This is a genomic window from Arthrobacter sp. FW306-05-C (assembly GCF_021801725.1).
In the GTDB taxonomy this organism is placed as follows: Bacteria; Actinomycetota; Actinomycetes; order Actinomycetales; family Micrococcaceae; genus Arthrobacter.
Genome location: NZ_CP084556.1, coordinates 996,318 through 1,017,897 on the forward strand (window position 1 = coordinate 996,318; position 21,580 = coordinate 1,017,897).

The 21,580-nt window shown below is 65.2% G+C and carries 25 protein-coding genes; 12 read left to right on the forward strand and 13 right to left on the reverse strand.

Annotation, left to right across the window (positions count from 1 at the left end):
• Nucleotides 1–133 precede the first annotated feature (133 nt).
• The 3 genes from LFT44_RS04655 to LFT44_RS04665 all read left to right on the forward strand — a co-directional run bounded on the left by LFT44_RS04655 (nucleotide 134) and on the right by LFT44_RS04665 (nucleotide 3,325).
• Nucleotides 134–1,003, forward strand: a complete 870-nt coding sequence (locus LFT44_RS04655) for a DUF1295 domain-containing protein (protein ID WP_236801340.1) — start codon at nucleotides 134–136, stop codon at nucleotides 1,001–1,003.
• Nucleotides 1,004–1,221: 218 nt separating this feature from the next.
• Nucleotides 1,222–2,256: a TerC family protein gene (locus LFT44_RS04660; RefSeq protein ID WP_236801341.1), complete on the forward strand. Its 1,035-nt coding sequence runs from the start codon at nucleotides 1,222–1,224 to the stop codon at nucleotides 2,254–2,256.
• 211 nt (nucleotides 2,257–2,467) lie between these two features.
• Complete coding sequence (locus LFT44_RS04665) at nucleotides 2,468–3,325, forward strand: GmrSD restriction endonuclease domain-containing protein (RefSeq protein ID WP_236801342.1); 858 nt, start codon at nucleotides 2,468–2,470, stop codon at nucleotides 3,323–3,325.
• 99 nt (nucleotides 3,326–3,424) lie between these two features.
• Here LFT44_RS04665 and LFT44_RS04670 read toward each other — a convergent pair whose 3' ends face one another.
• Complete coding sequence (locus tag LFT44_RS04670; protein WP_236801343.1) at nucleotides 3,425–4,486, reverse strand: glycerophosphodiester phosphodiesterase family protein; 1,062 nt, start codon at nucleotides 4,484–4,486, stop codon at nucleotides 3,425–3,427.
• 426 nt (nucleotides 4,487–4,912) lie between these two features.
• Here LFT44_RS04670 and LFT44_RS04675 point away from each other — a divergent pair, with 426 nt between their 5' ends.
• A complete protein-coding gene (locus LFT44_RS04675; RefSeq protein ID WP_236801344.1) occupies nucleotides 4,913–5,179 on the forward strand; it encodes a hypothetical protein in 267 nt (88 codons plus the stop codon).
• Nucleotides 5,180–5,231: 52 nt separating this feature from the next.
• On the opposite strand, the gene LFT44_RS04680 is transcribed toward LFT44_RS04675, so the two are convergent.
• A complete protein-coding gene (locus LFT44_RS04680; RefSeq protein WP_236801346.1) occupies nucleotides 5,232–5,633 on the reverse strand; it encodes a YybH family protein in 402 nt (133 codons plus the stop codon).
• A 213-nt stretch (nucleotides 5,634–5,846) separates the two neighbouring features.
• Between LFT44_RS04680 and LFT44_RS04685 the strand changes: the two genes are divergently transcribed.
• Nucleotides 5,847–6,239 carry a nuclear transport factor 2 family protein gene (locus LFT44_RS04685; RefSeq protein ID WP_236801348.1) on the forward strand — a complete coding sequence of 131 codons (393 nt, stop codon included), beginning with the start codon at nucleotides 5,847–5,849 and terminating at the stop codon, nucleotides 6,237–6,239.
• Nucleotides 6,240–6,305: 66 nt separating this feature from the next.
• Complete coding sequence (locus LFT44_RS04690) at nucleotides 6,306–6,602, forward strand: hypothetical protein (protein WP_236801349.1); 297 nt, start codon at nucleotides 6,306–6,308, stop codon at nucleotides 6,600–6,602.
• 69 nt (nucleotides 6,603–6,671) lie between these two features.
• Here the strand turns inward: LFT44_RS04690 and LFT44_RS04695 are convergent, their stop codons facing one another.
• Both LFT44_RS04695 and LFT44_RS04700 read right to left on the reverse strand, forming a co-directional pair.
• Nucleotides 6,672–7,283, reverse strand: a complete 612-nt coding sequence (locus tag LFT44_RS04695) for a TMEM175 family protein (RefSeq protein WP_236801350.1) — start codon at nucleotides 7,281–7,283, stop codon at nucleotides 6,672–6,674.
• 368 nt (nucleotides 7,284–7,651) lie between these two features.
• Nucleotides 7,652–8,578: a phosphotransferase gene (locus LFT44_RS04700; protein ID WP_236801351.1), complete on the reverse strand. Its 927-nt coding sequence runs from the start codon at nucleotides 8,576–8,578 to the stop codon at nucleotides 7,652–7,654.
• A gap of 154 nt (nucleotides 8,579–8,732) precedes the next feature.
• Here LFT44_RS04700 and LFT44_RS04705 point away from each other — a divergent pair, with 154 nt between their 5' ends.
• Nucleotides 8,733–9,242, forward strand: coding sequence for an AAA family ATPase (locus tag LFT44_RS04705; RefSeq protein ID WP_236801352.1), 510 nt, complete (start codon nucleotides 8,733–8,735; stop codon nucleotides 9,240–9,242).
• Nucleotides 9,243–9,278: 36 nt separating this feature from the next.
• Here the strand turns inward: LFT44_RS04705 and LFT44_RS04710 are convergent, their stop codons facing one another.
• Nucleotides 9,279–11,918 (reverse strand): PEP/pyruvate-binding domain-containing protein, encoded by a 2,640-nt coding sequence (locus LFT44_RS04710; protein ID WP_236801353.1) that lies wholly within the window; start codon nucleotides 11,916–11,918, stop codon nucleotides 9,279–9,281.
• A gap of 384 nt (nucleotides 11,919–12,302) precedes the next feature.
• On the opposite strand from LFT44_RS04710, the gene LFT44_RS04715 reads away from it, so the two are divergent.
• Together LFT44_RS04715 and LFT44_RS04720 are read left to right on the forward strand one after the other, a co-directional pair.
• On the forward strand, nucleotides 12,303–12,857 hold the full coding sequence (locus LFT44_RS04715; RefSeq protein ID WP_236801355.1) for a hypothetical protein: 555 nt from the start codon (nucleotides 12,303–12,305) through the stop codon (nucleotides 12,855–12,857).
• A gap of 8 nt (nucleotides 12,858–12,865) precedes the next feature.
• Complete coding sequence (locus tag LFT44_RS04720) at nucleotides 12,866–13,165, forward strand: hypothetical protein (RefSeq protein ID WP_236801356.1); 300 nt, start codon at nucleotides 12,866–12,868, stop codon at nucleotides 13,163–13,165.
• On the opposite strand, the gene LFT44_RS04725 is transcribed toward LFT44_RS04720, so the two are convergent.
• From LFT44_RS04725 to LFT44_RS04745, 5 genes are all read right to left on the reverse strand, one after another.
• Nucleotides 13,159–13,452, reverse strand: a complete 294-nt coding sequence (locus LFT44_RS04725; protein WP_236801359.1) for a hypothetical protein — start codon at nucleotides 13,450–13,452, stop codon at nucleotides 13,159–13,161. The genes LFT44_RS04720 and LFT44_RS04725 overlap by 7 nt on opposite strands.
• Before the next feature lie 167 nt (nucleotides 13,453–13,619).
• Nucleotides 13,620–14,339: a DUF998 domain-containing protein gene (locus LFT44_RS04730; RefSeq protein WP_236801360.1), complete on the reverse strand. Its 720-nt coding sequence runs from the start codon at nucleotides 14,337–14,339 to the stop codon at nucleotides 13,620–13,622.
• A 671-nt stretch (nucleotides 14,340–15,010) separates the two neighbouring features.
• Nucleotides 15,011–15,238 (reverse strand): PEP-utilizing enzyme, encoded by a 228-nt coding sequence (locus tag LFT44_RS22065; RefSeq protein WP_336885639.1) that lies wholly within the window; start codon nucleotides 15,236–15,238, stop codon nucleotides 15,011–15,013.
• On the reverse strand, nucleotides 15,235–15,687 hold the full coding sequence (locus tag LFT44_RS04740) for a PEP/pyruvate-binding domain-containing protein (RefSeq protein WP_336885640.1): 453 nt from the start codon (nucleotides 15,685–15,687) through the stop codon (nucleotides 15,235–15,237). Before LFT44_RS04740 ends, LFT44_RS22065 begins: the two co-directional genes overlap by 4 nt.
• Nucleotides 15,688–15,691: 4 nt before the next feature.
• Nucleotides 15,692–16,009 carry a hypothetical protein gene (locus LFT44_RS04745; protein WP_236801361.1) on the reverse strand — a complete coding sequence of 106 codons (318 nt, stop codon included), beginning with the start codon at nucleotides 16,007–16,009 and terminating at the stop codon, nucleotides 15,692–15,694.
• Between the two features lie 202 nt (nucleotides 16,010–16,211).
• On the opposite strand from LFT44_RS04745, the gene LFT44_RS04750 reads away from it, so the two are divergent.
• Complete coding sequence (locus tag LFT44_RS04750) at nucleotides 16,212–16,532, forward strand: GYD domain-containing protein (protein ID WP_236801362.1); 321 nt, start codon at nucleotides 16,212–16,214, stop codon at nucleotides 16,530–16,532.
• A 39-nt stretch (nucleotides 16,533–16,571) separates the two neighbouring features.
• Here LFT44_RS04750 and LFT44_RS04755 read toward each other — a convergent pair whose 3' ends face one another.
• Together LFT44_RS04755 and LFT44_RS04760 are read right to left on the reverse strand one after the other, a co-directional pair.
• Complete coding sequence (locus LFT44_RS04755) at nucleotides 16,572–17,063, reverse strand: hypothetical protein (RefSeq protein WP_236801363.1); 492 nt, start codon at nucleotides 17,061–17,063, stop codon at nucleotides 16,572–16,574.
• 121 nt (nucleotides 17,064–17,184) lie between these two features.
• Nucleotides 17,185–17,673 (reverse strand): hypothetical protein, encoded by a 489-nt coding sequence (locus tag LFT44_RS04760; RefSeq protein ID WP_236801364.1) that lies wholly within the window; start codon nucleotides 17,671–17,673, stop codon nucleotides 17,185–17,187.
• A gap of 197 nt (nucleotides 17,674–17,870) precedes the next feature.
• Between LFT44_RS04760 and LFT44_RS04765 the strand changes: the two genes are divergently transcribed.
• A complete protein-coding gene (locus LFT44_RS04765) occupies nucleotides 17,871–19,091 on the forward strand; it encodes a virginiamycin B lyase family protein (RefSeq protein WP_236801366.1) in 1,221 nt (406 codons plus the stop codon).
• Between the two features lie 534 nt (nucleotides 19,092–19,625).
• On the forward strand, nucleotides 19,626–19,874 hold the full coding sequence (locus LFT44_RS04770) for a hypothetical protein (protein ID WP_236801367.1): 249 nt from the start codon (nucleotides 19,626–19,628) through the stop codon (nucleotides 19,872–19,874).
• Nucleotides 19,875–20,014: 140 nt separating this feature from the next.
• Here the strand turns inward: LFT44_RS04770 and LFT44_RS04775 are convergent, their stop codons facing one another.
• A complete protein-coding gene (locus LFT44_RS04775; RefSeq protein ID WP_236801368.1) occupies nucleotides 20,015–21,562 on the reverse strand; it encodes an HD domain-containing phosphohydrolase in 1,548 nt (515 codons plus the stop codon).
• Nucleotides 21,563–21,580 lie beyond the last annotated feature (18 nt).

The following is a 21,580-nucleotide window of genomic DNA, read 5'->3' on the forward strand; positions in this document are numbered from 1 at the left end:
TCCTCCTCAGCAGCCTTATAGTAGTTATTGTCCTCTAGTCATCAAATTCATTTGAATACAAGAAAGACTAGCAGGCGCGGTTGGGACCGGCCGTGCAGCAGCGCGCGGCCGGCCAGGGGAAAGGAATCTGTCCGTGAACGACAAGAGCCGCAAGGCACTCATCAGTACCGTTATCGCCGTGGTGTTGGCGGTGCTCATCGCCCTCGCCGGAAGCCAGGGCGGAGCCAGGATCGCCGGGTGGCCCGTCTTCGCGCTGGGGGTTGCCATCGCGTTCGTCATCCAGTGGCTGGTGTTCATTCCGTCCTTCAAGGCGCAGACGGAGAAGTTCTACGACCTCACCGGCGCCCTCACCTACATCTCCATCACGGTGTTCCTGGTGCTGGCGTCCCCGGGGGTGGACGCGCGCGGATTGCTGCTGGCGGCCATGGTGGTGCTGTGGGCCGCGCGGCTGGGAAGCTTCCTGTTCCTGCGGATCAGCAAGCACGGCAAGGACGACCGCTTCGATGAGCTCAAGCCGGACTTCTTCCGCTTCCTGAATACCTGGACCCTCCAGGGCCTGTGGGTGGTGCTCACCGCCGCGCTTGCCTGGGTGGCCATCACTTCGGACAAGAAAGTGGGCCTGGACGGGTTCTTCTGGGTGGGTCTGCTGGTGTGGCTGGTTGGCATCAGCATCGAGACCGTGGCCGACGTGCAGAAGACCCGCTTCAAGGACAACCCCGCAAACAAGGGCCGGTTCATCAACACCGGCCTGTGGTCAAAGTCCCGCCACCCCAACTACTTCGGAGAGATCACGCTCTGGGTGGGCGTGGCCATCATCGCGCTGCCTGTACTCCGGGGCTGGCAGTGGGCGGCACTGATTTCCCCGGTGTTCGTGGCCCTGCTCCTGATCAAGGGCAGCGGCGTGCCGCCCCTTGAGAAAAAGGCGGACAAGAAGTGGGGCGGCCAGGCCGACTACGAGGCCTACAAGAAGAACACCCCTGTGCTGGTACCAAAACTGAAGTAGGGCTTTCCCAAACAGGGATTGACGACGGCGGCCTCCGGAACCGGGTGCCGCCGTCGCCCGTTGTTCAGGTACGATTTAACCCATCAAGGGGAGTACTCCCGTCTGTGGTCGGCCCGTCAATACGGATGCAGCGATGCATCCCGGGCCACCGGCTCCGGTTTTCACCGGGCGGAGGAGACCTTGGCGTCAATGTCAGCGCCTACCCTTGGAGTACCCACATGCAGGTAACACCCCTGGTCTGGATCATCACCCTCGCAGTGACCATTCTGTTCTTCGTTTACGAGTTCTTCGCCCACGTCCGCAAGCCGCATGAGCCGTCCATCGGCGAATCCGCCCGCTGGTCCGCGTTCTACATCGGACTCGCCCTTTTGTTCGGCGTCGGCATCGGCGTGGTCTCGGGCTGGACCTTCGGCGGCGAGTACTTCGCCGGCTACCTCACCGAGAAAGCACTGTCGGTCGACAACCTCTTCGTCTTCCTCATCGTGATGACAGGGTTCGCCGTTCCCAAGAAGTACCAGCAAAAAGTGCTGATGGTGGGCATCATCATCGCCTTGGTCCTGCGCGGCGGGTTCATCGCCATCGGGGCCACGCTGATCGAAAACTTCTCCTGGGTGTTCTACATCTTCGGCGCCCTGCTGCTCTTCCTCGCCTACAAGCAGGCCTTCGGCGGCCACGACGCCAACCCGGCCGACGGCAAATTCATGCAGCTGGTCCGCCGCGTCCTCCCTGTCACTCCGGACTACCACCGGGACCGGCTCACCGTGAAGCTGGACGGCAAGCGCTTCGTGACGCCGATGATGCTCACTATCATCGCCATCGGGTTCGTGGACCTGATCTTCGCCGTCGACTCGATCCCCGCGATCTACGGCCTCACCAGCGAGGCCTACATCGTCTTCACCGCCAACGCGTTCGCCCTGATGGGCCTGCGCCAGCTGTTCTTCCTCATCGGCGGACTGCTGGAACGCCTGGTGTACCTGGCCCAGGGCCTGGCCGTGATCCTCGCGTTCATCGGCGTGAAGCTGCTCTTCCACGCCCTGCACGTCAACGAGCTCCCGTTCATCAACGGCGGCCAGCCGCTCCTGTGGGTGCCGGAGATCCCCATCTGGCTCTCGCTGCTCTTCATCGGCGCAACCATCCTGGTGGCCACGGTGGCCAGCCTGGCCAAGACCCGCGGCGGGCTGGGCGGCGGCGGAGCCGTCCACCCTGAGGTGACCCAGGAGGATACTGACTCCACGGCGGGCACGCCGCGGTAGCCACTGGCTGGCTCTACCTATGCAGGACGGACGACGGCGGCACCCGGGTTGGGTGCCGCCGTCGCAGCTTAAGCGCAGGAGTCGGGAAGGATTGCCCCAGTTGCGCTGAAACCGTCAATCTCAGCGGATTCTGGCCTCTAGGCTCTTTCGTGGCGTCAGCGTAATGGGGGCTGACGCACCAAACTTTTCGTGCACAATCCGGGGGAACTGCATGTCCAGCCACGCGTCCTTGCCCACCACCGCGCCTGCGTCCGGAACCCGCTGGAGCGCCGCCGTCGTCCTTTCCGCGTTGCTGGCCCTCTTCGGAGCAAACCTGCCGGCGGTTGCCGCGGACAGCGCCACCGCCGCAACAGTCCAGGCCGCGGACCTGTTGGAAACCCTCCCCGTGAAGGGCCGCGCGCCCAAGACGGGGTATGAGCGGTCGCTGTTCGGGCCCACATGGGCGGACGTGGACCAAAACGGCTGCGACACCCGGAACGACATCCTCAACCGGGACCTTACCGACATCACCTACGTCAACAGCGTCCCCTGCACGGTCAAGACCGGGGTGCTCGCGGATCCCTACACGGGCACCGTCATCAACTTCGTCCGTGGCACCACCACCAGCAGCGCTGTGCAGATCGACCACGTGGTGGCCCTCAGCGACGCCTGGCAGAAGGGCGCCCAGCAGCTGACCACGGAGCAGCGGACGGCGTTTGCGAACGACCCGCTGAACCTGCAGGCAACGGACGGGTCCACCAACCAGCAAAAGGGCGACGGCGACGCCGCCACCTGGCTGCCGCCCGCCAAGGCCTTCCGGTGCGAGTACGTGGCGCGGCAGGTTTCCGTGAAAGCGCGTTACAGCCTGTGGGTGACGCAGGCCGAGCATGACGCAATAGCCGGCATCCTGGCCGGCTGCCCCGGCCAGCCGGCACCGACCACCGTCGCGCCTGCCTCTGCGTCCACCACCGTCTACTACGCCAACTGTGCCGAGGCGGTGGCAGCGGGAGCAGCCCCGCTCTACGCGGGTTCCCCGGGGTACCGCTCGGGGCTGGACGGCGACGGCGACGGGGTGGCCTGCGAGGGATAAGCGGCCTGGTTACCCCTACCGTCCGGTGTGCGCAACGGCCGACGGCGGCACCCAGCTTGGGTGCCGCCGTCGGCTGTGTGCCTTAAAGGTCGAAGGGTGTCAGCCCTGGTACGCCTTCGGCAGCTTCAGGCCGCGCTCCTCCATGAGAATGCGCAGGCGCGTGGGGTAGTCGGTGATGATGCCGTCCACGCCCATGTCCATCAGCCGGGCCATGTCCGCGGTGGTGTTCACGGTCCAGGGGATGACGGCCAGGCCCAGTTCGTGGGCTTCGGCGATCATCGTGGGGGTGACCGAACTGAACGTGGGGGAGACGACGTCGTACCCCTGCGCGGCTGCCGCCTTGGGAAGGGAACCGTCGTAGTCGTCGATGTCGATGCCGCCCAGGTTGGGGCTGGCACCCGGCTTGCCCACGCCCATCCAGGCGTCGCCGCTGGACAGCGCAACGAGCGTCAGCTCCGGCGCGATCTGCTTGGTGAGGTTCAGCGAGGACCAGTCGAAGGACTGAAGGGTGGTGCGGTCCGCCATGCCGGATGCTTCGATCTCCGCCACCACGGCGCGGGTGAGCGACTCCATGCCGGCGCCGCCGATCTCGCTGTCGTTGACCTTGGTTTCGACGTTGAACCGGACCTTGTCAGCCTTGCGGTCGCGGGCCAGCTGGTAGACGTCCTCGAGCTCGGCGATCCGGTTGCCCTCTATCACGTCCTGCTCCGGGAACCCGGGCAGCTGCTTGTAGCCGCAGTCCAGCGTCTTCAGCTGGGCCAGGGACAGGTCGGCCACGCGGCGGCCCACGTAGGGGAACTCGGGGTCGCCGGCGGTGGCAGGGGCGGTGTCGATGCACTTGTTGGCCTGGATGGTGTCGTCGTGCCAGACCACCACCTTGCCGTCCTGGGTCAGGTGCGTGTCCAGCTCCAGCGTCGTCACGCCCAGGGCAAGGGAGTTCCCGAACGCGGCCAGGGACTCCTCGGTCCACTGGCCGCGGCCGCCACGGTGGCTCTGCAGATCGAAGGAGCCGTTGCGCTCGTTGGTTTTGATCGCCGAGGTGGCGGTTCCGGCAGCGTTGGACGACGGCGTGCCGGCCGGGCTGCCTTCGGCGGCCACGGCGGGGCCCGCCATGGAAGCGATGAGGGCGGCGGCTGCCGCGGCAGTCAGGACGTGGCGCATGGTGGTTCCTCCTGGGGTGGCGGGCCCGGCGGGTGGCCGGCGAGTGACCAGTCCACGCTAGGGAGGGCAGGTTGCGCAATGGGTGGGGCGAGTTGGAGGGGAGGTTAACGGGACGTACACTGCGGAGTCGTAAGCCAGGAACTTCAGCCCGATAAAAGTTGGAGTGAACGTCAGGACGAAGATGACGTCGACTTCCTCCGGGAATCTAAGGAGCGGGACGTTCGCTCCGCCTTGGTAAACGCCCTCGGAAAAGTACCACGCGATGACCAAGTGGATCCCGATCAGCAGGGCCGAGAGCAGTGCGTACCGCAGCCATGTTCCACGCCGTGTCATCCCCATCGTCCAGTATGGCTATGGCAGCCAAAGGGTTTTCAAGGCAGTTGCGGCAAACTTGAGTCTGCTCCCACCAACGAAAGCAGGACTCCCTTGATAACTCTCCAGCAGGACGCCGACGGCTTTGTCCGCATGAACCGGCACTACCCGGCCAGCGTCCGAATCAGGATTGCCTTTAATGACGGCACCACCGGCGAGTTCTCGGGCCAGACCCTCAACATCGCCTACGACGCTGCGCTCGCCGAGTTCCGGGCCAAGAACGGGCTCGACGCGAAAGGGTTCAACCGGGCTCCGGCAAAGCGGACCAACTCCGGCAACAGGGTGGACTTCGTGCCGGTGCATCCAGGCATGGGGGAGTAGCCCAGAGATGCAGCCGCGCTGCTCAGGCTGAGCGGGAATGTGCAGCGCTTGGCTATTGCTGGGGCACTGCATCGGCGTGCCGGTGGGCCACCTTCCACTGGCCATCCTCGCGCCGGTAGACCTGAGTGGCCCGGAGCGTGAGGTTGGTGGGCTTGCCGTCCCTGTGGAAGGAGATGCGCTCGATGCCTGCGGTATAGGCCATGTCCCCGGAAACGTCGCACGCCTGAAGCTCCAGCTCCCACGACGAGCAGTTGGAGAAGCTGTTCTCCAGGAACCTGAAGCTTTGCTCCACTTCGTCCAGCCGGTAGGCGTTGCGCAGTGCCCCGAGGATGCTGACGGGCTCGGTGTGGGACCAGAGGGCACGGCGCGGATTCGCGTCTCCGTTGTGCAGGGCGACTTCCGCGTCGTGCAGCGTCGTCCTGACCCACTGAAGAAAGTCCTCGCGGTCGCTCATCGCGTCAAGATACCTGTGCGGTGTGGGCCCGGAAAAGGGCGGAAAGTCCCCTATGAGCGCGCGCTTTCATTTCCAGCAACCCCGCCCCGGTTGCTAGGTACAGCGCCGCAGAAAAGAGGGGGCAATGTGGGGTGCTGTTCCCCTCGACCGGTCCCCAGCCCGGGCCTAATCTGTCCTCGCAAGGATCCGGCGAGGAGGATGGAGGTGCCCGAAATGGGACCACAGGAAAACGCCACACTGGTGCGGCGGGGCTATGAAGCGTTCAGCGCAGGCGACATGGATACGCTCCGGGACCTGTTCGTTGAAGACGCCGTCTGGCATGTCGGCGGCACAGGTCCGTTGTCCGGCGACAAGAAGGGCCGGGACGCGATCCTGGCCTACTTCGGCGAACTCTATGCGCGGTCCAACGGTTCGATGAGGGTCACGGTGGAGGACGTGGCGGCGGGGGACAGATATACGGTTGGCGTCCAGTTCTCACACGCGGAGCGAGACGGCAAGACCATGGATATGCGGCAGGTCATCGTGTTCAGCATCGCCGACGGCAAAGTCACGGAGGGCACCGAAATGCAGGAGGAAACAACCCTCGTGTCTGATTTCTGGTCTTGACTGCCCGCAGGCCGGCCAAATCATTTTTCGCGGGAATCGGACAACGATGAGAAAAGGGGAGCGATCATGGCGGTAGCAATCATCATGGAGTTCGATGGTTCAACGCTCGAACAATATGACGAGATCAACAGGAGAATGGGGCTGACCCCGGGAGGGCCTGGTCCGGAGGGATCAATTTCCCACTGGGCCACAGCAACCGATAACGGCTTCCAGGTCACGGATGTCTGGGAAAGCCGCGAGCAGTTCGATGCCTTCGCCCGCGACACGATGGGTCCGCTGAGCATGGAACTGGGATTCGCGGCACCACCGAAGATGACCTTCTGCGACGTGCACAACTATTTCACCCGCAACGCCGCGGCCTGAAAACCAGTCAGCGCCTCGCCTGCGTCGGGGCGCTGCAGCCCTCTCGCGCCGGCCCCTTGCTTATGACCTTCAGTTGCTGTGGCCCTGGCCGGCGGTGTCCTCGTGCGCCTTGACGACGAACTGTTCCACCCGCCGGTCCGGCACCAGCCAGATGAGCGCGACGACGGTGAAGGCGGCGACGCCCAGCAACGGCTGAACGAAGGTGAGGGCGATGCCGGTGAGGTAGATCAGCGGCGAGGCCTTGCCCTTCCAGTCCTTCCCGACCGCCCGCGCGAGGGCGCCGTCCCTACCCTGCACGGCAATGAGCCGCCGTTCCAGGATGAAGTAGGCGATCGCGGCGCACAGCAGGTTGATCCCGTACAGCAGCACGGGGACCTGCAGGAAGCCGGACTCATCCATCCACCGCGTGGTGAACGGGAACAGCGACAGCCAGAACAGCAGGTGCAAGTTGGCCCAGAGGATGGCGCCGTTCACCCGGCTGGCGAGGTGGATCATGTGGTGGTGGTTGTTCCAGTAGATCCCCACGTACACGAAGCTCAGGAGGTAGGTGAACAGCGTCGGCAGGATGGCGGCGACCCCGGCCCATGTTGGTTCCTCCGGGGTGTGCAGTTCGAGCACCATGATGGTGATGATGATGGCCAGTACGCCGTCGCTGAAAGCTTCAAGCCGGTTCTTGTTCATCCGAATATCATGCACGCAAAGCCGTGCTTGCTTAGACCGGACTGACCAAGACGCCTGCACAGATTACCGTGCCGGACAGCGCTATAGCGTCGCGGAGGACAGCGCCGTATCCCTGTGGATTGGAGTCCGCGCCGTGCGCTTGTCCGTGTACGACGAAGCCTCCCAGATGGTAGTGGCCGAAAAAGTCTTGGACCCAATCCCCTGGGATCCCCCACCGGCGGAAGGCCCTTGCGGCCCACCGCAGTCAAGGGCCAAGTGGAATCATTTGGCGTCGCGAAGCGGATTCGAGCTGTAACCATTTGGTCCTAGGGTGGCAGCCCCTTGTCACAGTGGCCGCCAAGACCTTTAGCGGCCCCGCTCAAGATCATTCAGCGGATACCAGCGCGGCGAAGCCTTTCAGGTGCTTGGCTGGTGAGTGCCTGCAGTGCAGTGGGTGGCGATTGAAAGAGGCTTTCACCTCTGGCGTTGTGCAGCGCCGGCCAGAGGCTGGCAGCCCAGGCGATTTCGCGCTCCTCTGAGGTGAATACTTTGCCTCTCGTGCGTTCATAGCAGTCGATGAATTCCTCCGATGCTTCCAGGGACGCAAGCGTCGGGACGGCGGTGCTTGTGAATGCCCCTGATGCTGCTCCGACGATAGCTGCAGCCGGTAGTGCCACGAGGCTGTCCCAGTCGTGTACGGCCCAGGGGCTGGCATCCTTCCATCGAAGATTCTGGCTCTCCCAGTCTCCGTGGCCGACGACCAAAGGAAGAGACGTTGCGGCGAGTCGCTTGGACGCAGCACGGGCAATCGCGTTCACGTGCGCAGGTACCCGGTCCTGGTCCATCGCGTCCGCGATCGGGTTTGGCGGCCACAAGCTGCGTGTCGGGGGATTCCAGTACATCCATGGCGGCGGCGCGCCCAGGCCCCTCGGGGACTCCACTTCGAGGATCGCTGCAAGGTCGGCCAAGAGGGATGCCGAGCGATCAGCGAACCGGACGTCTCCATCCACGTGCATCTCACCGCCGGAGCGCCAAGACTCTGCGCTAACGACCATCCCGGGGCCGAGCCGGGCCGCGTCCGTCATGGGACGGGCACAAGGAAACCCCGCATCGGCGGCGATCGCCTGCAGTTGAAGGCATCTGCTGACTCTTTCCCACCCTTCCGGCCGGACCTTGACCGCGCAGGGGCCTCGCTCATCGGAATCGAAACGGAACAGTTGCGACATCTGGCCGCCGGCCTCGGAGTCCACCTCTGCGAGCGTGCCAGATCCCAATGCACGCAGGCACCACGCTTCAACCTGCACCGCAGTCACCATCAGTTGATCCTACAAACAGCGCCTCGTGGTGTCGCCGGAAGGGCCTCCACCCTCGTAAGCCCATGGCCAAGCGGGCTCTTGAACGCCGGACTGCAGATCCTCCAAAGAACCCTGGCCAAACGAGTCCACTGTGCTTCCTGAGAGGATCGGGTCTATGGATTCGATCTTCGTGAATGGAACAGTCGGCGTCGGAAAGTCGACCCTGGCAGATGCGCTCAGCGCGGCTGAACGCGGTAGCCACGCCGTCATCGATCTCGACTCAATTAGAAAGCTAAGGCCGGCGCCAAGTTCGGATCGGTTCAACCACGAACTCGAGCTGCTCAATCTCAAAAGCCTCGCGCGAAACTACCGGGCTGCGGGCGCAAAACGGTTCATCATCGCAGGAGTCATAGAGGAAAAAGCCGAATTACCTCGCTACATCGATGCGCTGGGTTCTGATGGATTGTTTGTCTGCCGTCTCGTAGCTCGTTCCGATGTCCTTCAGTCACGTCTGCACTTCCGCCATCGGGAGGATCCTGAAGGACTGGTGTGGCATCTGGATCGGGTAGGCACTCTTTCGGACGTTCTTGAGGCTGCAGACATTGATGACCTGGTACTGGATTCGTCAGACGTTCCACCTGTTGAGCTTGCGGTGGCTGTTCGGCGAGCTGCCGGTTGGGACTAAACCCACTGGCGCAGGATTCAGCGGGAGGTTGTGCCGTCAGCTTTTGACAACGGTGACCGTCCCCGCGTCGCCGTCGACGGTCACCTTGGGGCCGTCGGCCAGCCGCTGCGTGGCCACGCCCGTTCCCAGGACGGCGGGGATGCCGTACTCGCGGGCCACGATGGAACTGTGGCTCAGCGGACCGCCCACATCGGTCACCACGCCGGAGGCCATGGCGAACAACGGTGTCCACGCGGGAGTGGTCATGCGGGCCACCAGCACCTCGCCGGGCCGCATCCGGCCGAAGTCCTCCGGACCCCTCAGGACCCGGGCGGGCGCCGTCACCCTGCCGGAACTCGCGCCGGTCCCCTTGATCGCGTCGCCGGCCTGCTGCTGGGGGCCTCCGGGCATCATCGAGCCGAATGCCTTCTCCATCCACGCCTTCTGCGGGAGCATCTGCGGGGCGGAAGCCTTCGCCTGGCCCCGCCACAGCATCCGGCGTTCCTCGACGGCGGCGGCACGGACGGGACGGGATGCTCCGGCAAGGGCCACGCCGGCCTCCGCCTCTGCCAGCCCGAACTCCACCGCGCTCTGCAGCTCCGGGAACCGCAGCCAGAACACGTCGTCCGCGGCAGCGATCACACCGGAGGCCACCAGCCGGCGGCCCAGCTCCAGCAGCATCCGCCGCAGCAGCGGCCAGGCCAGCCCGACGTCGGCCAGCGCGTCCTCGCGGGCCGGCGCCGTCTCCTGCGCCCACTTCAGCAGACGGAAGAACGCCGCGCGCCGCCGCGGCCCCAGCCTGCCGGCCACCTCCCGTGTCAGTGCCTCCCGGCGCTCGGTCAGCAGCCGCTGCCGCTCATGCGGGTCGGTGCCCTGCCCGCGGAGGTAGAACTTCACCGTCTCCAGTTGCGCCGTGGGGTCGTCCGCCGGCACCGGGCTGGCGAAATCCAGGTTGTAGACCGCGTGCCCGTACAGGGCCAGATGTTCCTGGAAGGTGAACCGCCATTCCTGCCATATGGCACCGTCCACGCCGGCCGGTGCCGAACCGGTGCGCAGGCACTCGGCGAGTTCCGCCGTCGTACTTTCCAGCAGAGCCTTCACCAGCGCAGGATCGTTCCGCGCCCACCCCGCAAGGTCGTACAGCGACTTTTCCGCCCGGATTGGCTCGCTGTCGAAGCCGAGCAGGAACTCCTGGGCCGGCGGATCGCCGTCGCGCCGGACCGTCCTGTAGAAGCCCCGGAAGGCGAGTTCGCTCATGTCGGCCATCGGAATGACGGACTGGACGGCCGTGTAGTACACGGTGCCGGCATCCAGGAGTGCCTGTACGCCAGCCAGCAGCTGCGCGCCGGGAAGCTCGGCCGGCGGTTTCGCGGACCAGTCCTTGATGATCAGTTCGTAGCGCGGATGTGAATAGTCGCGCCAGCCGCTGATGCCCATGTGCGCGTCTCCGCCGAACAGCGCGCGCATCGCAGGGACGGTGCGGGCCGTCATCCGCAGCATGGGCCAGGTGCGGTAGTAGTAATAGGCGTAGCCGTTGACGGTGGGGAAGCGGACGTCGCCCTCGCGCAGGGAGTGCTGGCCCAGCGCGTCGTTCATCAGGGCCGAGATGGAGCGGGACACCGAGCCGTCGATGAGGTCGGCGAAGAGCGGGGAGAGCGGTTCCGGCATCTGCTCCACGATGCTCGCCCGGAAGTAGAGGCCCTTCGGGTAGGGGACGGGCCATTCCGTGGGGACGTCCGCGGCGGGTTCGGGCAGCGCGCTGATGGGCCGCGACTGGAGCAGGAAGAACTGGCCGTCGGCCCGCGCCCATTCGATGTCCTGCGGCGCGCCAAAGTGGTCAGTGATCCTTTTCCCGTAGCCGGCAAGCTCGGCCGCCGCGGCATCGTCCAGGACAGGGGCACGACGGCGGGCTTCCGCCACCTTTTGCTCGGACGTTCCGTCTGCGGTGGGGACGGTCATGAGTTCCTTGTCTGCCGTCTGCCGGGAGAGGACTGTGCCGGTGGTGGTGTCCACGGTCAGGTCATCGGTGGTGACGGCCCCGCTGACCACGGCCTCGCCCAGGCCCCACGCGGCGCTGATCACCGTCTGGTCGCGCCGGCCGTTGGCGGGGTTGGCGGTGAACATCACCCCGGCTGCCTCGGCCTCCACCATTTGCTGGACGACGACGGCGAGACGCACCTGGTCCGGCAGCACGCCTTCGCGGGCGCGGTAGGACATGGCGCGCGCCGTCCAGAGCGACGCCCAGCAGTTGATGGCGGCTGTGCTCAGCGCTTCGAGGCCCCGGACGTTCAGGTAGGTTTCCTGCTGGCCGGCGAAGCTGGCGGAGGCGAGGTCCTCGGCGGTGGCGGAGGAGCGGACGGACACAGGTGTGTCACCACCGCCGAGGAGCTGGTAGGCGTCCTTCAGTTCGGCTTCGATGGCCGAGGGCATGACGCCTTTGGTGAACAGGGTCCGGATCAGGGCGGAGGCGTGCTCATAGTCCTCCGGCGCTGCATCGGACGGGAGGGCGGCCAGTTCCTGGATGGCCTGCCCCAGGTTGTTCTCGCTGACGAACGCCGAGTAGGCGTCCGTGGTGAGGACGAACCCTGGCGGGACGGGAAGCCCGGCCTGGATGAGGCCGCCCAGGCCCACCGCCTTGCCGCCTGCGGCGGCGATGTCGCTCCGCTGCACGTCGCCCAGGCCTTTGATGAACGTCATGGCTTCGCCTCCCTGCTGCCGGCTATCCAGCATCCGGGGTGAACGGGATGTGCAATATTGTGGCACTGAGCGGAACGCAGGGCTACGGCGGGCATGCCATTTCCTGAATTCGCAGGCGGGGCCGTGAGTACCGGCCAGTCCGGCCGGATGATCCTTTAGTAAAGTCGAGTACTTTTCCCCCTGTACCGAGTGGGACGAATCGGACATACTCCTCCCATGACTTCGTCAGTGCAAATTCCTGCGCCTTCGAGGACAGGGCGATTTTTCCCCCGGTCATCGTTGGCGCGCTGGGCCGTTGCGTCCCTCGTTCTGTTTTGGCTCCTACTTGACCTAACCCCGCTCTTCCGGTCCGAGGCAGACGGGCGATTCGCCGATCTTGACAAAGTGACCGGACCGATTGCCTCGGTCAGTCTCACTGCCGCCATAGTCCTCGGATCGTTGGCTGCCATACGTTCCAGGAAACAGCTGCTGGAAGACGCGCTTGCCACAGGCTTGGGGCGCGTTGCTTTTGCGCTGGCTTTCACTGCCGTCCTGGTGACGGCGACAGGACCGGCTGTGGAGAATTTCACCCTGTTTCTCCTCGGCGGGGCCACGGCGGTCGCGTCCGCCTTGGCAGGTTCGTTGGCCGTCTCGCAGGTCCTTGAGCAGCGGATGAAGGTCATGCCGACGACGGCGTCGGGCATCTGGTTGCTTTGCCTGTCAGTGGCTGCCTTTGCTTCGCTGGGTCTTTCGTTGTTCCTGCCGGTTGCCGCGGACCCGGTGCTGGTCCGAACGGTGACGGACTTGACCCTTGTCCTGTGGGCTCCGGCCGCCGCCTCGGGCCTGGTTGCCGTCCTGTACTACCGCGAGCGCTCGGTCCTGGTCCTCACGGTGACCGCACTGATGACAACCGGGGCGTTCTATTGGCTCCTCGCCGAATTCGTCTTCGAAGGACACTAGGAACTGACATGGCAACTGCGATCAAACCGCACACAGGGATAGGACGCTGGGCTGTTCTGTTCGGCGGTCTCCTTCTCGTCGAACTCCTGGCCGCCACAGCAATCGGTATGGCCTATGAGCCCGGGCGGGGGATTGCTGACTTCGTGCTTCCCTACGGCCACGCATGGGGAGCCACAGCGGCTGTGGCGATGGTACTGGGCCTGATCGGGCTGCTTCACTACGCCGAACGGTCCGTCACGAATATCGTCGCAATGATTCTGGGATTCCTTGTTCTCGCCATGATCCTGCTGCCGCCAACGTATTACTGATCGCTGAATGGTCCGGTGGCCGGATCCTGAGTACCTTCCGGCTGGAACAGCGTGCCCAGTTCCGTCCCCACCGCGCGGGCCTGCGATAAGTGGAGGCTTACATCGCTGCTGCCGGTCACCTTCGCGGCGGCCTCCCTCAAATCACTCTGCAGCCTGAGTATTTCTGCATGCAGATCGGAGCTGCTCCGGATCCAGGTGCAGTCCCTGGAAGCCACCCGGCTCAGCCCGCCGAGGATTTGGGCAGCCCTGTCCAGCTTTTGTGCCAATTCCACTGTCAGCTCGATCATTGGTGGTCCTATGGCTTCACCAGGCTGCCGCAGCCACTGTTTTCCCTGAATGCGTTGTCACACACCAGAATGTCCTCCCCCTCGACGAGTCTGAATTAACGAGGATAGTGGGAAATTGAGAGTTTTTTGTCCAATGAGGGAAATGATTTTTGCCTGCTTTCCGCAGCCTAAAAACAGGCGATGTTTGGCCGGTCAGGACTTCTCGGCCCCGGTGTCTGCGGCCTGCACTGGCCGTGGCTGCTTCCACAGCACCACCGCCAGGACGGCAGCCCACAGCAGGAACGCCCGATGCTGATCCGTTCGCTGATCCCCAGCACCATGTTGGGTCCCGGGGCTGCCATGAACGCGATGATGCCGGTGGCCGCGGCGGCCACCAACGAGACGATGGAGTAGATCCGCATCCAGCCGTGGAAACCTGCGGCGACGAAGCACATGGCCGCGACCATGAGGGCGAGCTGGATGTTGGTGACAATGATGTGCGGGGGAATGGAGGACTCGTCGCCGAGCCGCAGCGGGAAGATTGCACCCAGAATGTTCCACAGCCCGTACGCGGTGAGCAGCCCGGCGCCGATCCGCAGTGCGCGGTTGCCGCGGACGGAGATCCAGGCGCCGATCCCGAAGGCCGTGAACAGGACCGTGTAGAGCCAGGTGAATGGGGCAGTGACGCTGTAACCAGGGGAGCCGACGGCGAACAGTTCGCTCACCATCTGTTCGGTGCGGCGGTAGCCGGCCCACTGGGACGCCGCGATGCCGTCGGTGAACACCACGTAGAGCAGCGACGAGAGCGGCCCGCCGGCGAGGAGGCTGATGCGCAGGACGTCACTTCGGTGGCCTTGGAACGGCACAGCCCGCCTGCGTCCGGGGAGCCGCCCTCCTGCAACTGACATGATTCGAATGTCCTTCGAGCCCGCGCTCAAGCAAGCGGGTCAGCGCCGGTCACGCGGGCGAAAGCCCGACGCCTGACTGTTCCAGCGTCATCCCGGCCCTCAGGGATCGCTAGGGCCGAACGGCCTTGGCCCCCATCGCGCGACAGCGAGGGGGGGCAGGAATAGGGGAAGCCCCACCGGCAGTGCTGAAGGGGCTTCGACTGTTTGATTCCGTTATGACGAACATCATCTCCCGAACTTGCGGAAATCCTGGTGCTTCCTGCCTCGTCACCGGCAGACCGCCGTGGACCAGTTCCACTGTGTGTTCCAGGGTTCCCTTGTTGTTCGTTCCCGTCCTTCTTTCGAAGAACGTATTAACAGTGTTACGCCTGCTTTTCCGATGCCGCAAGGGCCACATTTACCAGTGCCCGCGGCTTTCGTGAAGGGCTCCAGTGGTCCACTTCCGGGCCGCTCCGTGGGCGGTCATGCCAGGAGACATAAAAACCTGCAGGTACCTTCGCGATCTCGCTAAGAGAAGGCTCGGACATTTTCATGTCCTGAACAACCCGGCGTCATCTGATGGTTACCTGCAGGCGCTTTAATTCTAGGACCGGACCGGCCGCGCCAAACAGGGCTTAAGTCCTAATCTGCCAGCCCTTCCGAGGGGTGTCACCGGCGTGGAAGGGCAGGCGTCACCACGTGACGGTTCCCGCGGCCCCATCCACGGCGACCACCTGCCCGTCGCGCAGCCGGGTGGTGGCGTCCGCGACCCCCACCACGGCCGGGATGCCGTACTCCCGGGCCACCACTGCGCCGTGCGAAATGACGCCTGGACGACGGCGTCGGCTCCCACCATGTCCATGAACGAGTCCTGCTGCCCGGCGAAGCTGGCAAAGGGCAGGTCCTCGGCAGCGGCTCATGAACGCACCGCCACCGGCCCGCCGCCCATTGCGGCATACGTCTCGCGGAGGGCGGTTTCAACCTCGTGCGGTACCGGTGCTGCCACCATCGCCTCGCGGGCTGACCATGCGAGCTGGTTTCGGTCTTCGTCCGGAAGTGCGCGGCCGCCGTCGTGCGTTTCCGCCTGGCCGGCCCTCCCCGCCTGGTCATGCCTGTCTGCCTGGCCAGGTTGTTCTGCGCCGTCAAGGCGGGTGGCGATGCCGTCCAGTTCGCTGGGCGCGGCCATTCGGTACGCAGCGGTGGTCAGGCAGAAGCCGGACGGAACCGGAAAACCGGTTGCCGCCAGCCGGCCCAGGTTGAGGGCCTTGCCGCCCACCATGTCCAGGGAAGCCCCGGCCAGGGAGCTGAGACCGGCAACGAGGTCTGTCCCGGCCCCGCCCCGTTCCCGTGTGCGAGTTGTGGAAGCCATGCCCCTAGCCGCTGCCCGCACCGTCTCCGGTGTCCTCCCACATCACGTCGAGGTTGTGGAAGATTACCGGCCCGTCGCAGAGTGCGGCCATCCTGGCAGCGAAGTCGGAGGTCTCCGGGCGGCCGGAATTCTCCATGGCGGAGTCGTAGGAATCGAACTCGGCGATGGTGAAGTAGTGGCCCGGGTGGTCCCTGTCCGCGGTGGCAACGATGCGGCGGAACGTGGGCGCAGTGCTTCCCCCGGTTCTGGAGGGGCGGCCCAGCTCTTCGATCTCCTTGATGCGGGAGGACGTGAATTCGATGATCTGCACAAATCCGGCCATGGCAACTCCTCGACGGCGGTGGACGCTGATGCGGGTCAGGCTAGCCGCGCCGGCGGACGGCGGACAGGGGAGAAATGCCCTACTTTGGGCCCACTACAACGGGGGAGAACATTGGGTAGGCGGGCTTATTGACTGCCTGCAGCCGCCGGAATACTTTCGGCGGTGTCGGGGCCACCCGCCCCGTTGCAGGAAGGAAAAGACCATGCCGAAGTACATGTTTGAAGCAACGTATGTGGGCGACGGAATCAAGGGGCTCATGCAGGAAGGCGGCACCAAACGGCGCGATGCCCTGACGGAGGCCCTGAAATCCGTTGGCGGGACGCTGGAAAGCTTCTACTACGCCTTTGGGTACTACGACGTCCTGGGCGTTTTCGAGGTGCCCGATGACGCCAGTGCCGCGGCACTGTCGCTGCTGATCAACTCGACGGGGAACGTCAATGTCCGCCTGAAGCCGCTCATGAGTGTGGAGGACATCGACGAAGCCGCCAGGAAGACGCCCGCGTACCGCGCACCTGGGAAGTAGGGGAGCCAGGCACTTTGGTGAGCGGCCCGCCGTCGTAAATTACGACGGCGGGCCGCTGGCTATGGGCGGAAGGGCGGACAGGCCGAAGGACGGACGCTGGCCGGACCGGTAGGAAGACGCAATGACGGGTTCGATTTGGTCCAGCACCGTGTGGTTGCCGGGAAGAACGACATGGGCCAGGAACTCCGATTCAAGGGTGGCAATGCCCGCCGTCGCTGCTCCAAGCTTGGCGTCGATGGCCAGAGCCAGGGCGTGCCAGGATTTGCGGTTCACACGTTCCAGTACCTTTGCGCTCGCTTCCCGGAGCGCGCTGTCGGCGATGTCTCCGCGGATCGCCAGTGCTCCCTCGGACTGCAGTAACTGCATGACAACCCGGAACTGCCTGCCGTCGCCCTTGAATCCGACGGCGCCCAGGCTTCCCCGCTGGCTGAAGATGATCTCTGTTGCGCCGTAGTTCTCCAGCGACTGCCTGATGTGTTTCCGGGAGGCCTCGCTGCTGTAGGAGTCCCCCCGGGTGTATGGACCCGTCATTATCTAACTATGCGCCCTTCGACCGGGCGGTGATGACGTGTCCGCAAACTTCTTCGCGCCCTTCGATGGGTTCGCGGAGTTCATGAGGGATGCCTCTTCCATGCGGCAGCGGCTGATTCCGCTACGCGTGTCCACTCGGGGTAACAGGTAGGTGCTGTGTACGGCGCAATCGCAACAGGTTTCGTGGGTATTCCTCCCGAAGCAGCCGAACAAGGCCAGCGGCAAAGATCGGATTGGGCAACGTCCAGACTCCCAGCGGGGTGATGACGATCAGGAAGATAATGGCACCGACCAGGCCCAGCCTGGCCCGCCTGCCTCCGCTGAGGATCAGCAGCTCGATGGCCGTCTCGCCGGCTGCCGCCAGGATCCCCACGATTTGCGGTGCGGGGGCGACGAAAGTCTGGAACACCCAGGCGTAGAAGGGAATCAAGGCGTTGTCCGTGCCGAGCTTTACGAACTGGTCGGGGGCGGCGAAGCTCAGGACGATGTTGACGCCTATTGCCATGAGGATGAAGAACGCCCCGACGAAGACCCGGGCCGCGGGCGGCTTGATCAGGCAAAATACCAGGACCGCGGTGCAGAATATCGCCCAAGGGATCAACTGCTCCATGTAATACGCCTCCAGGCTCCGGGGCGGGGGGACTTTTTCATATGCGGAACCTTTCCTTCTTTAGAAGAATCGCCCACTCATGCGCTGTGAACACAGGGTCGAATGTCACCGGGCGCTGAACTGGAACGTCTGGCCGGGAGCGCAGGTAGGATCGGAGCATTGCCGAGGGGGATCGGCGCCATTTTGGGGGAACTTTGATGACATCCAGACCGTCACGCCTGCACGCTTCGCTGCTGCTGGCTGCCCGCCGGGCGCTGCTGGCCGGTGCCGCCCTGGTGGTGGCCACGGCCGTCGCGGTTGTTCCGGCGTCCGCCGCGGACTCACAGACGATAATCGTGGCAGGCGACCCGGTGGGCATTGCGTCCGGACCGGATGGAACCCTGTATGTCAGCGATTACCGGTACGACGGCGGTGTGAGCGCCTACAAGCCGGGGGAGACCGTGCCGTCCCGCACCATCAAGACCGGGAACTCTCCCACGTCACTCGCAGTGACGCCGAACGGGACGCTTTACGTGGCGCAATACGACGGCGCGCAGTCCGGGATCGGGATGGTGGCCCCGGGCGCGGACGAAGTCTCCCTGGTCCTGAAGGTGGCCCCGGGAACGCACTGGCTGACGGTGGGGCCGGAGGGTTCGCTCTACGTGGTCAATCCGGACGAAAACTCGGTGTCCGTGGTGAAGCAGGGCGACGCCTGGGTGCAAAGGATTATCCAGGCCGGCCCATATCCGGTGCGGCTTGCCGTGGGCAAGGACGGGACGGCCTACTCCGCCAACGAGCTCGCCGGCACCGTTAGCGTGATTCCGGCCGGTGCGGCATGGCCGTCGCACACCGTCGACGTGGGATTGCAGGGCCATCCGCATGGCATTGCCGTGGCTCCGGACGGGACCGTCTACGTGGCCAATATCAAGACCAACGACGTTGCGGTGATCGAGCCCGGCGGCACCACGGTGGCACGGCGGATTCCCGTGGGTGAGGCGCCGCAGGAGGTGCTGGCCGCTGCCGACGGGACGGTGTACGTGACCAACGGCCTGGGCGACTCGGTCTCGGTGATCCCCCCCGGCGCGGCTGCTCCGGAGACCATCGCGGTGGGTGCCGATCCCGGGCGCCTTGCCGAACGGGCGGACGGGTCCGTGGTGGTGGTGAACAGGCACAGCAAGTCACTGACAGTGCTCGACGGCGGACCTGTTGCGTCTGTTGCGACGCCCGCCCCGGGTGGGGGAGAGACGGCAGCAGTGCCTGACGCCGGTGCACCCGATGAGTCCGTCGTTGCGCAGGCTTCCTTCGACATGGCGCTTCCCGTGGTGGCTGCCGGAGCGGGCGGATTGCTCCTGGTCAGCGCAGCTTTCCTGATCATGGTGCTGCGGCGCCGGCGGAAGGCTGACGGGGCCCGGGCAGACCAGGCCTGGGCGCTGGACTGATGCTCCGTGAGGCGTCGGGAATAACTTAGACGGCGAAGGCTCCGTCCCAAGGGACGGAGCCTTCGCCATTTACCCAAAGAATCAGGAATCCGTGGTTCACGGCCACCACAATCTTCACGAACTGGGCGTGCGTGAGGTCGAGCGGTACCGGTGCCGCGGCGACCTCCCGCGCCCAGCGCAGCGTGGCGCGCCAGTGTCGGAACCCGGGGCTCCGCCATCTTGACCAGTGCGACCCCGGTCTGGGCCCCGTCGCGGGGTATGCCGGGTCCGATCCGATGCGCAGCCTCTTTTTTGTCCAGAGTGCAGCCTGTGGCAGCGGTCCTATGGGCTGGTGAGTCTGCCCACTTTATTTTGAGTAGATCGTAATAAGCGCGTAAATTTAAGTACAGGTCACCGCCGCCCTTGAGTGCCGCACCGGTGAACATTCCCGGGCCAGCAGGGCATGCGATTTCTTCGCCACCGCCCTTCCTGCTTGAGCGACACAACAACCCGAATGGCCCTCATCCCCCTCATTCCAAATTCCGAGGAGAACCCATGACTACGCTGGCCGAACGACCCGCAAAAACCTTCCCCACCAACCAAGCCGCCCCCGCCCCGCGCGGTGGCAGCTACGTGACCCTTCCCGCCGGCAGCGCGACCGTCGGCCGCGGCAGCTATGTCACCCTTCCCGGCAGCCGAAACCTGTCCCGCTCCACCCGTGGCAGCTACGTCACGGCGGGCGGCGCTCTCGTTGTCCCCGCCAACACTGTCGAGGGCAGCTACCTCACGCTCCCTGCGGCTTAAAGCCCTGGTTCCGCAGCGGCTTAGCCCGCCGCGGAGGCAAAAAGGAGGCCGACGGCGACACCCAGTGTCGTCGTCGGCCTCCTTTTCTGTGCTACGGCGGAAGCAGGGCGGGTGCCGCCGCGCGCCGGAGCAGTGGCGGCTCACTGCTCGATCAGGCCGTTTCTCACCGCGAACAATGTGGCACCCACCCGGTTGGTTGCACCGATCTTGATGTAGATGTGCTCTACGTGGTTGCGGACGGTCTTGCGGGCGAGAAACAGGCTGCCGGCTATCTCGGCCGGCGTCATCCCGCGGCAGAGCATGCCGAGGATTTCCATTTCCCTGGGCGTGAGCCCGGCCGGAGCGGCAGGCCGGTGATGGGGCTGCTGTCCCGCCGCCGTGAGCACGGCGTCCGCAGCCTCGCGGCTAATCCGGCCCGCTGAAGCTTCATGCCGCAGCCTGGCAGCAGCGTCGGCGGGCGTGAGGGCGTCCCGGTGCGGACGGGGTTCCAAAGAGGAATGGTAGGAGTCGGCGGCAGCCAGGATCCGCTGCTTGATCCCCAACTCGGTTCCGCCGATCCCGCGTGGGTAGCCGGACCCGTCCAGCCGCTCATGGTGCAGGCCGGTCAGGGCTGCCTCGGCCCTCAGCCCGGGCACGCGGCTGAGGATCCGTTCTCCCAGGTACGGGTGCATGTGGATGCGTTCCAGGTCGGCTTGGGAGAGGGGTTCCTTCTTGTCCCATACCTGGTTGGATACTCCCAGCCGGCCCAGGTCGTGAACCCATCCTGCACGGCGGAGCTCACTAACATCGTCGGCCGACAGCCCGTGCTCCTCGCCCGCGGCGGCTGCGAGGGCAGCCACGGCGCGGGAGTGCCCGGCGGTGTAAGGAGATTTGAGGTCGGCGAAGTCACCCACTGCAGACAGCACCGCGTCCAGTTGGGTCCCGGACAGGGGAGCGTCGTTGGGTGCCAGGTCCAGGGCCGCCTGCCAGCAGTCGATGTCGAGGAGTCCTTCGGTGAGCGCCTCAGCCTGGTCGATGAACAGCCCGGCCAGGGCCGGATCGAACTGGCTGCCGCGGCGCGCCCGCACCATCGCCACTGCACCCGCCACGCCCTCCTGCCGCAGGAACACCTCGGCCGTATCCGCGAGGTGCATGATCCGCATTTCCAGTGGAATGTCTTGCCCAGCGACTCCCTCCGGCAGGCCCTTGCCGTCCCACCGCTCAAAGGTGTGGGCTAGGAGTCCTGCTACGCCGCCGTCGAGCCCTACATTGCTGGCGAGTACCCCGGCGGAGATGCAGTGCGAGGCAATCATGTTGCGCACAGCAGCGCTGCCCGTGGCCGCGAAACGCGTCCAGTACGCAACGCGCGCGAGTGGCGGCAGGCCCGTGCCGGCATGGCTGAACATACCGGCGTACATGGGCAGTCCGCGCTGGTCGCGGTTGTAGTAATCGGCGCGGAAGGCGATATCGTCCGTGAACAGCGCCGCCAGTTCAAAGGAATCCGCGTGGCAGCCGATCCACGCCACCTGGTTGGCGTAGTAGAGCCTGCCCTGGCCCGCGGCGTCAACTCCCGCCGAGCCGGCGATCCGCAGAGCCAGCAGGCACGACCGCAGCATGTGCTCCATCGGCTGCCCGAGGCCCAGGTCGATGGCGAGGGACAGCGCGGCCAGGACTTCACTGCGGCGGGGTGCAGCCGGTGACTGCTTCACACCTGCCATTCTAGGAAG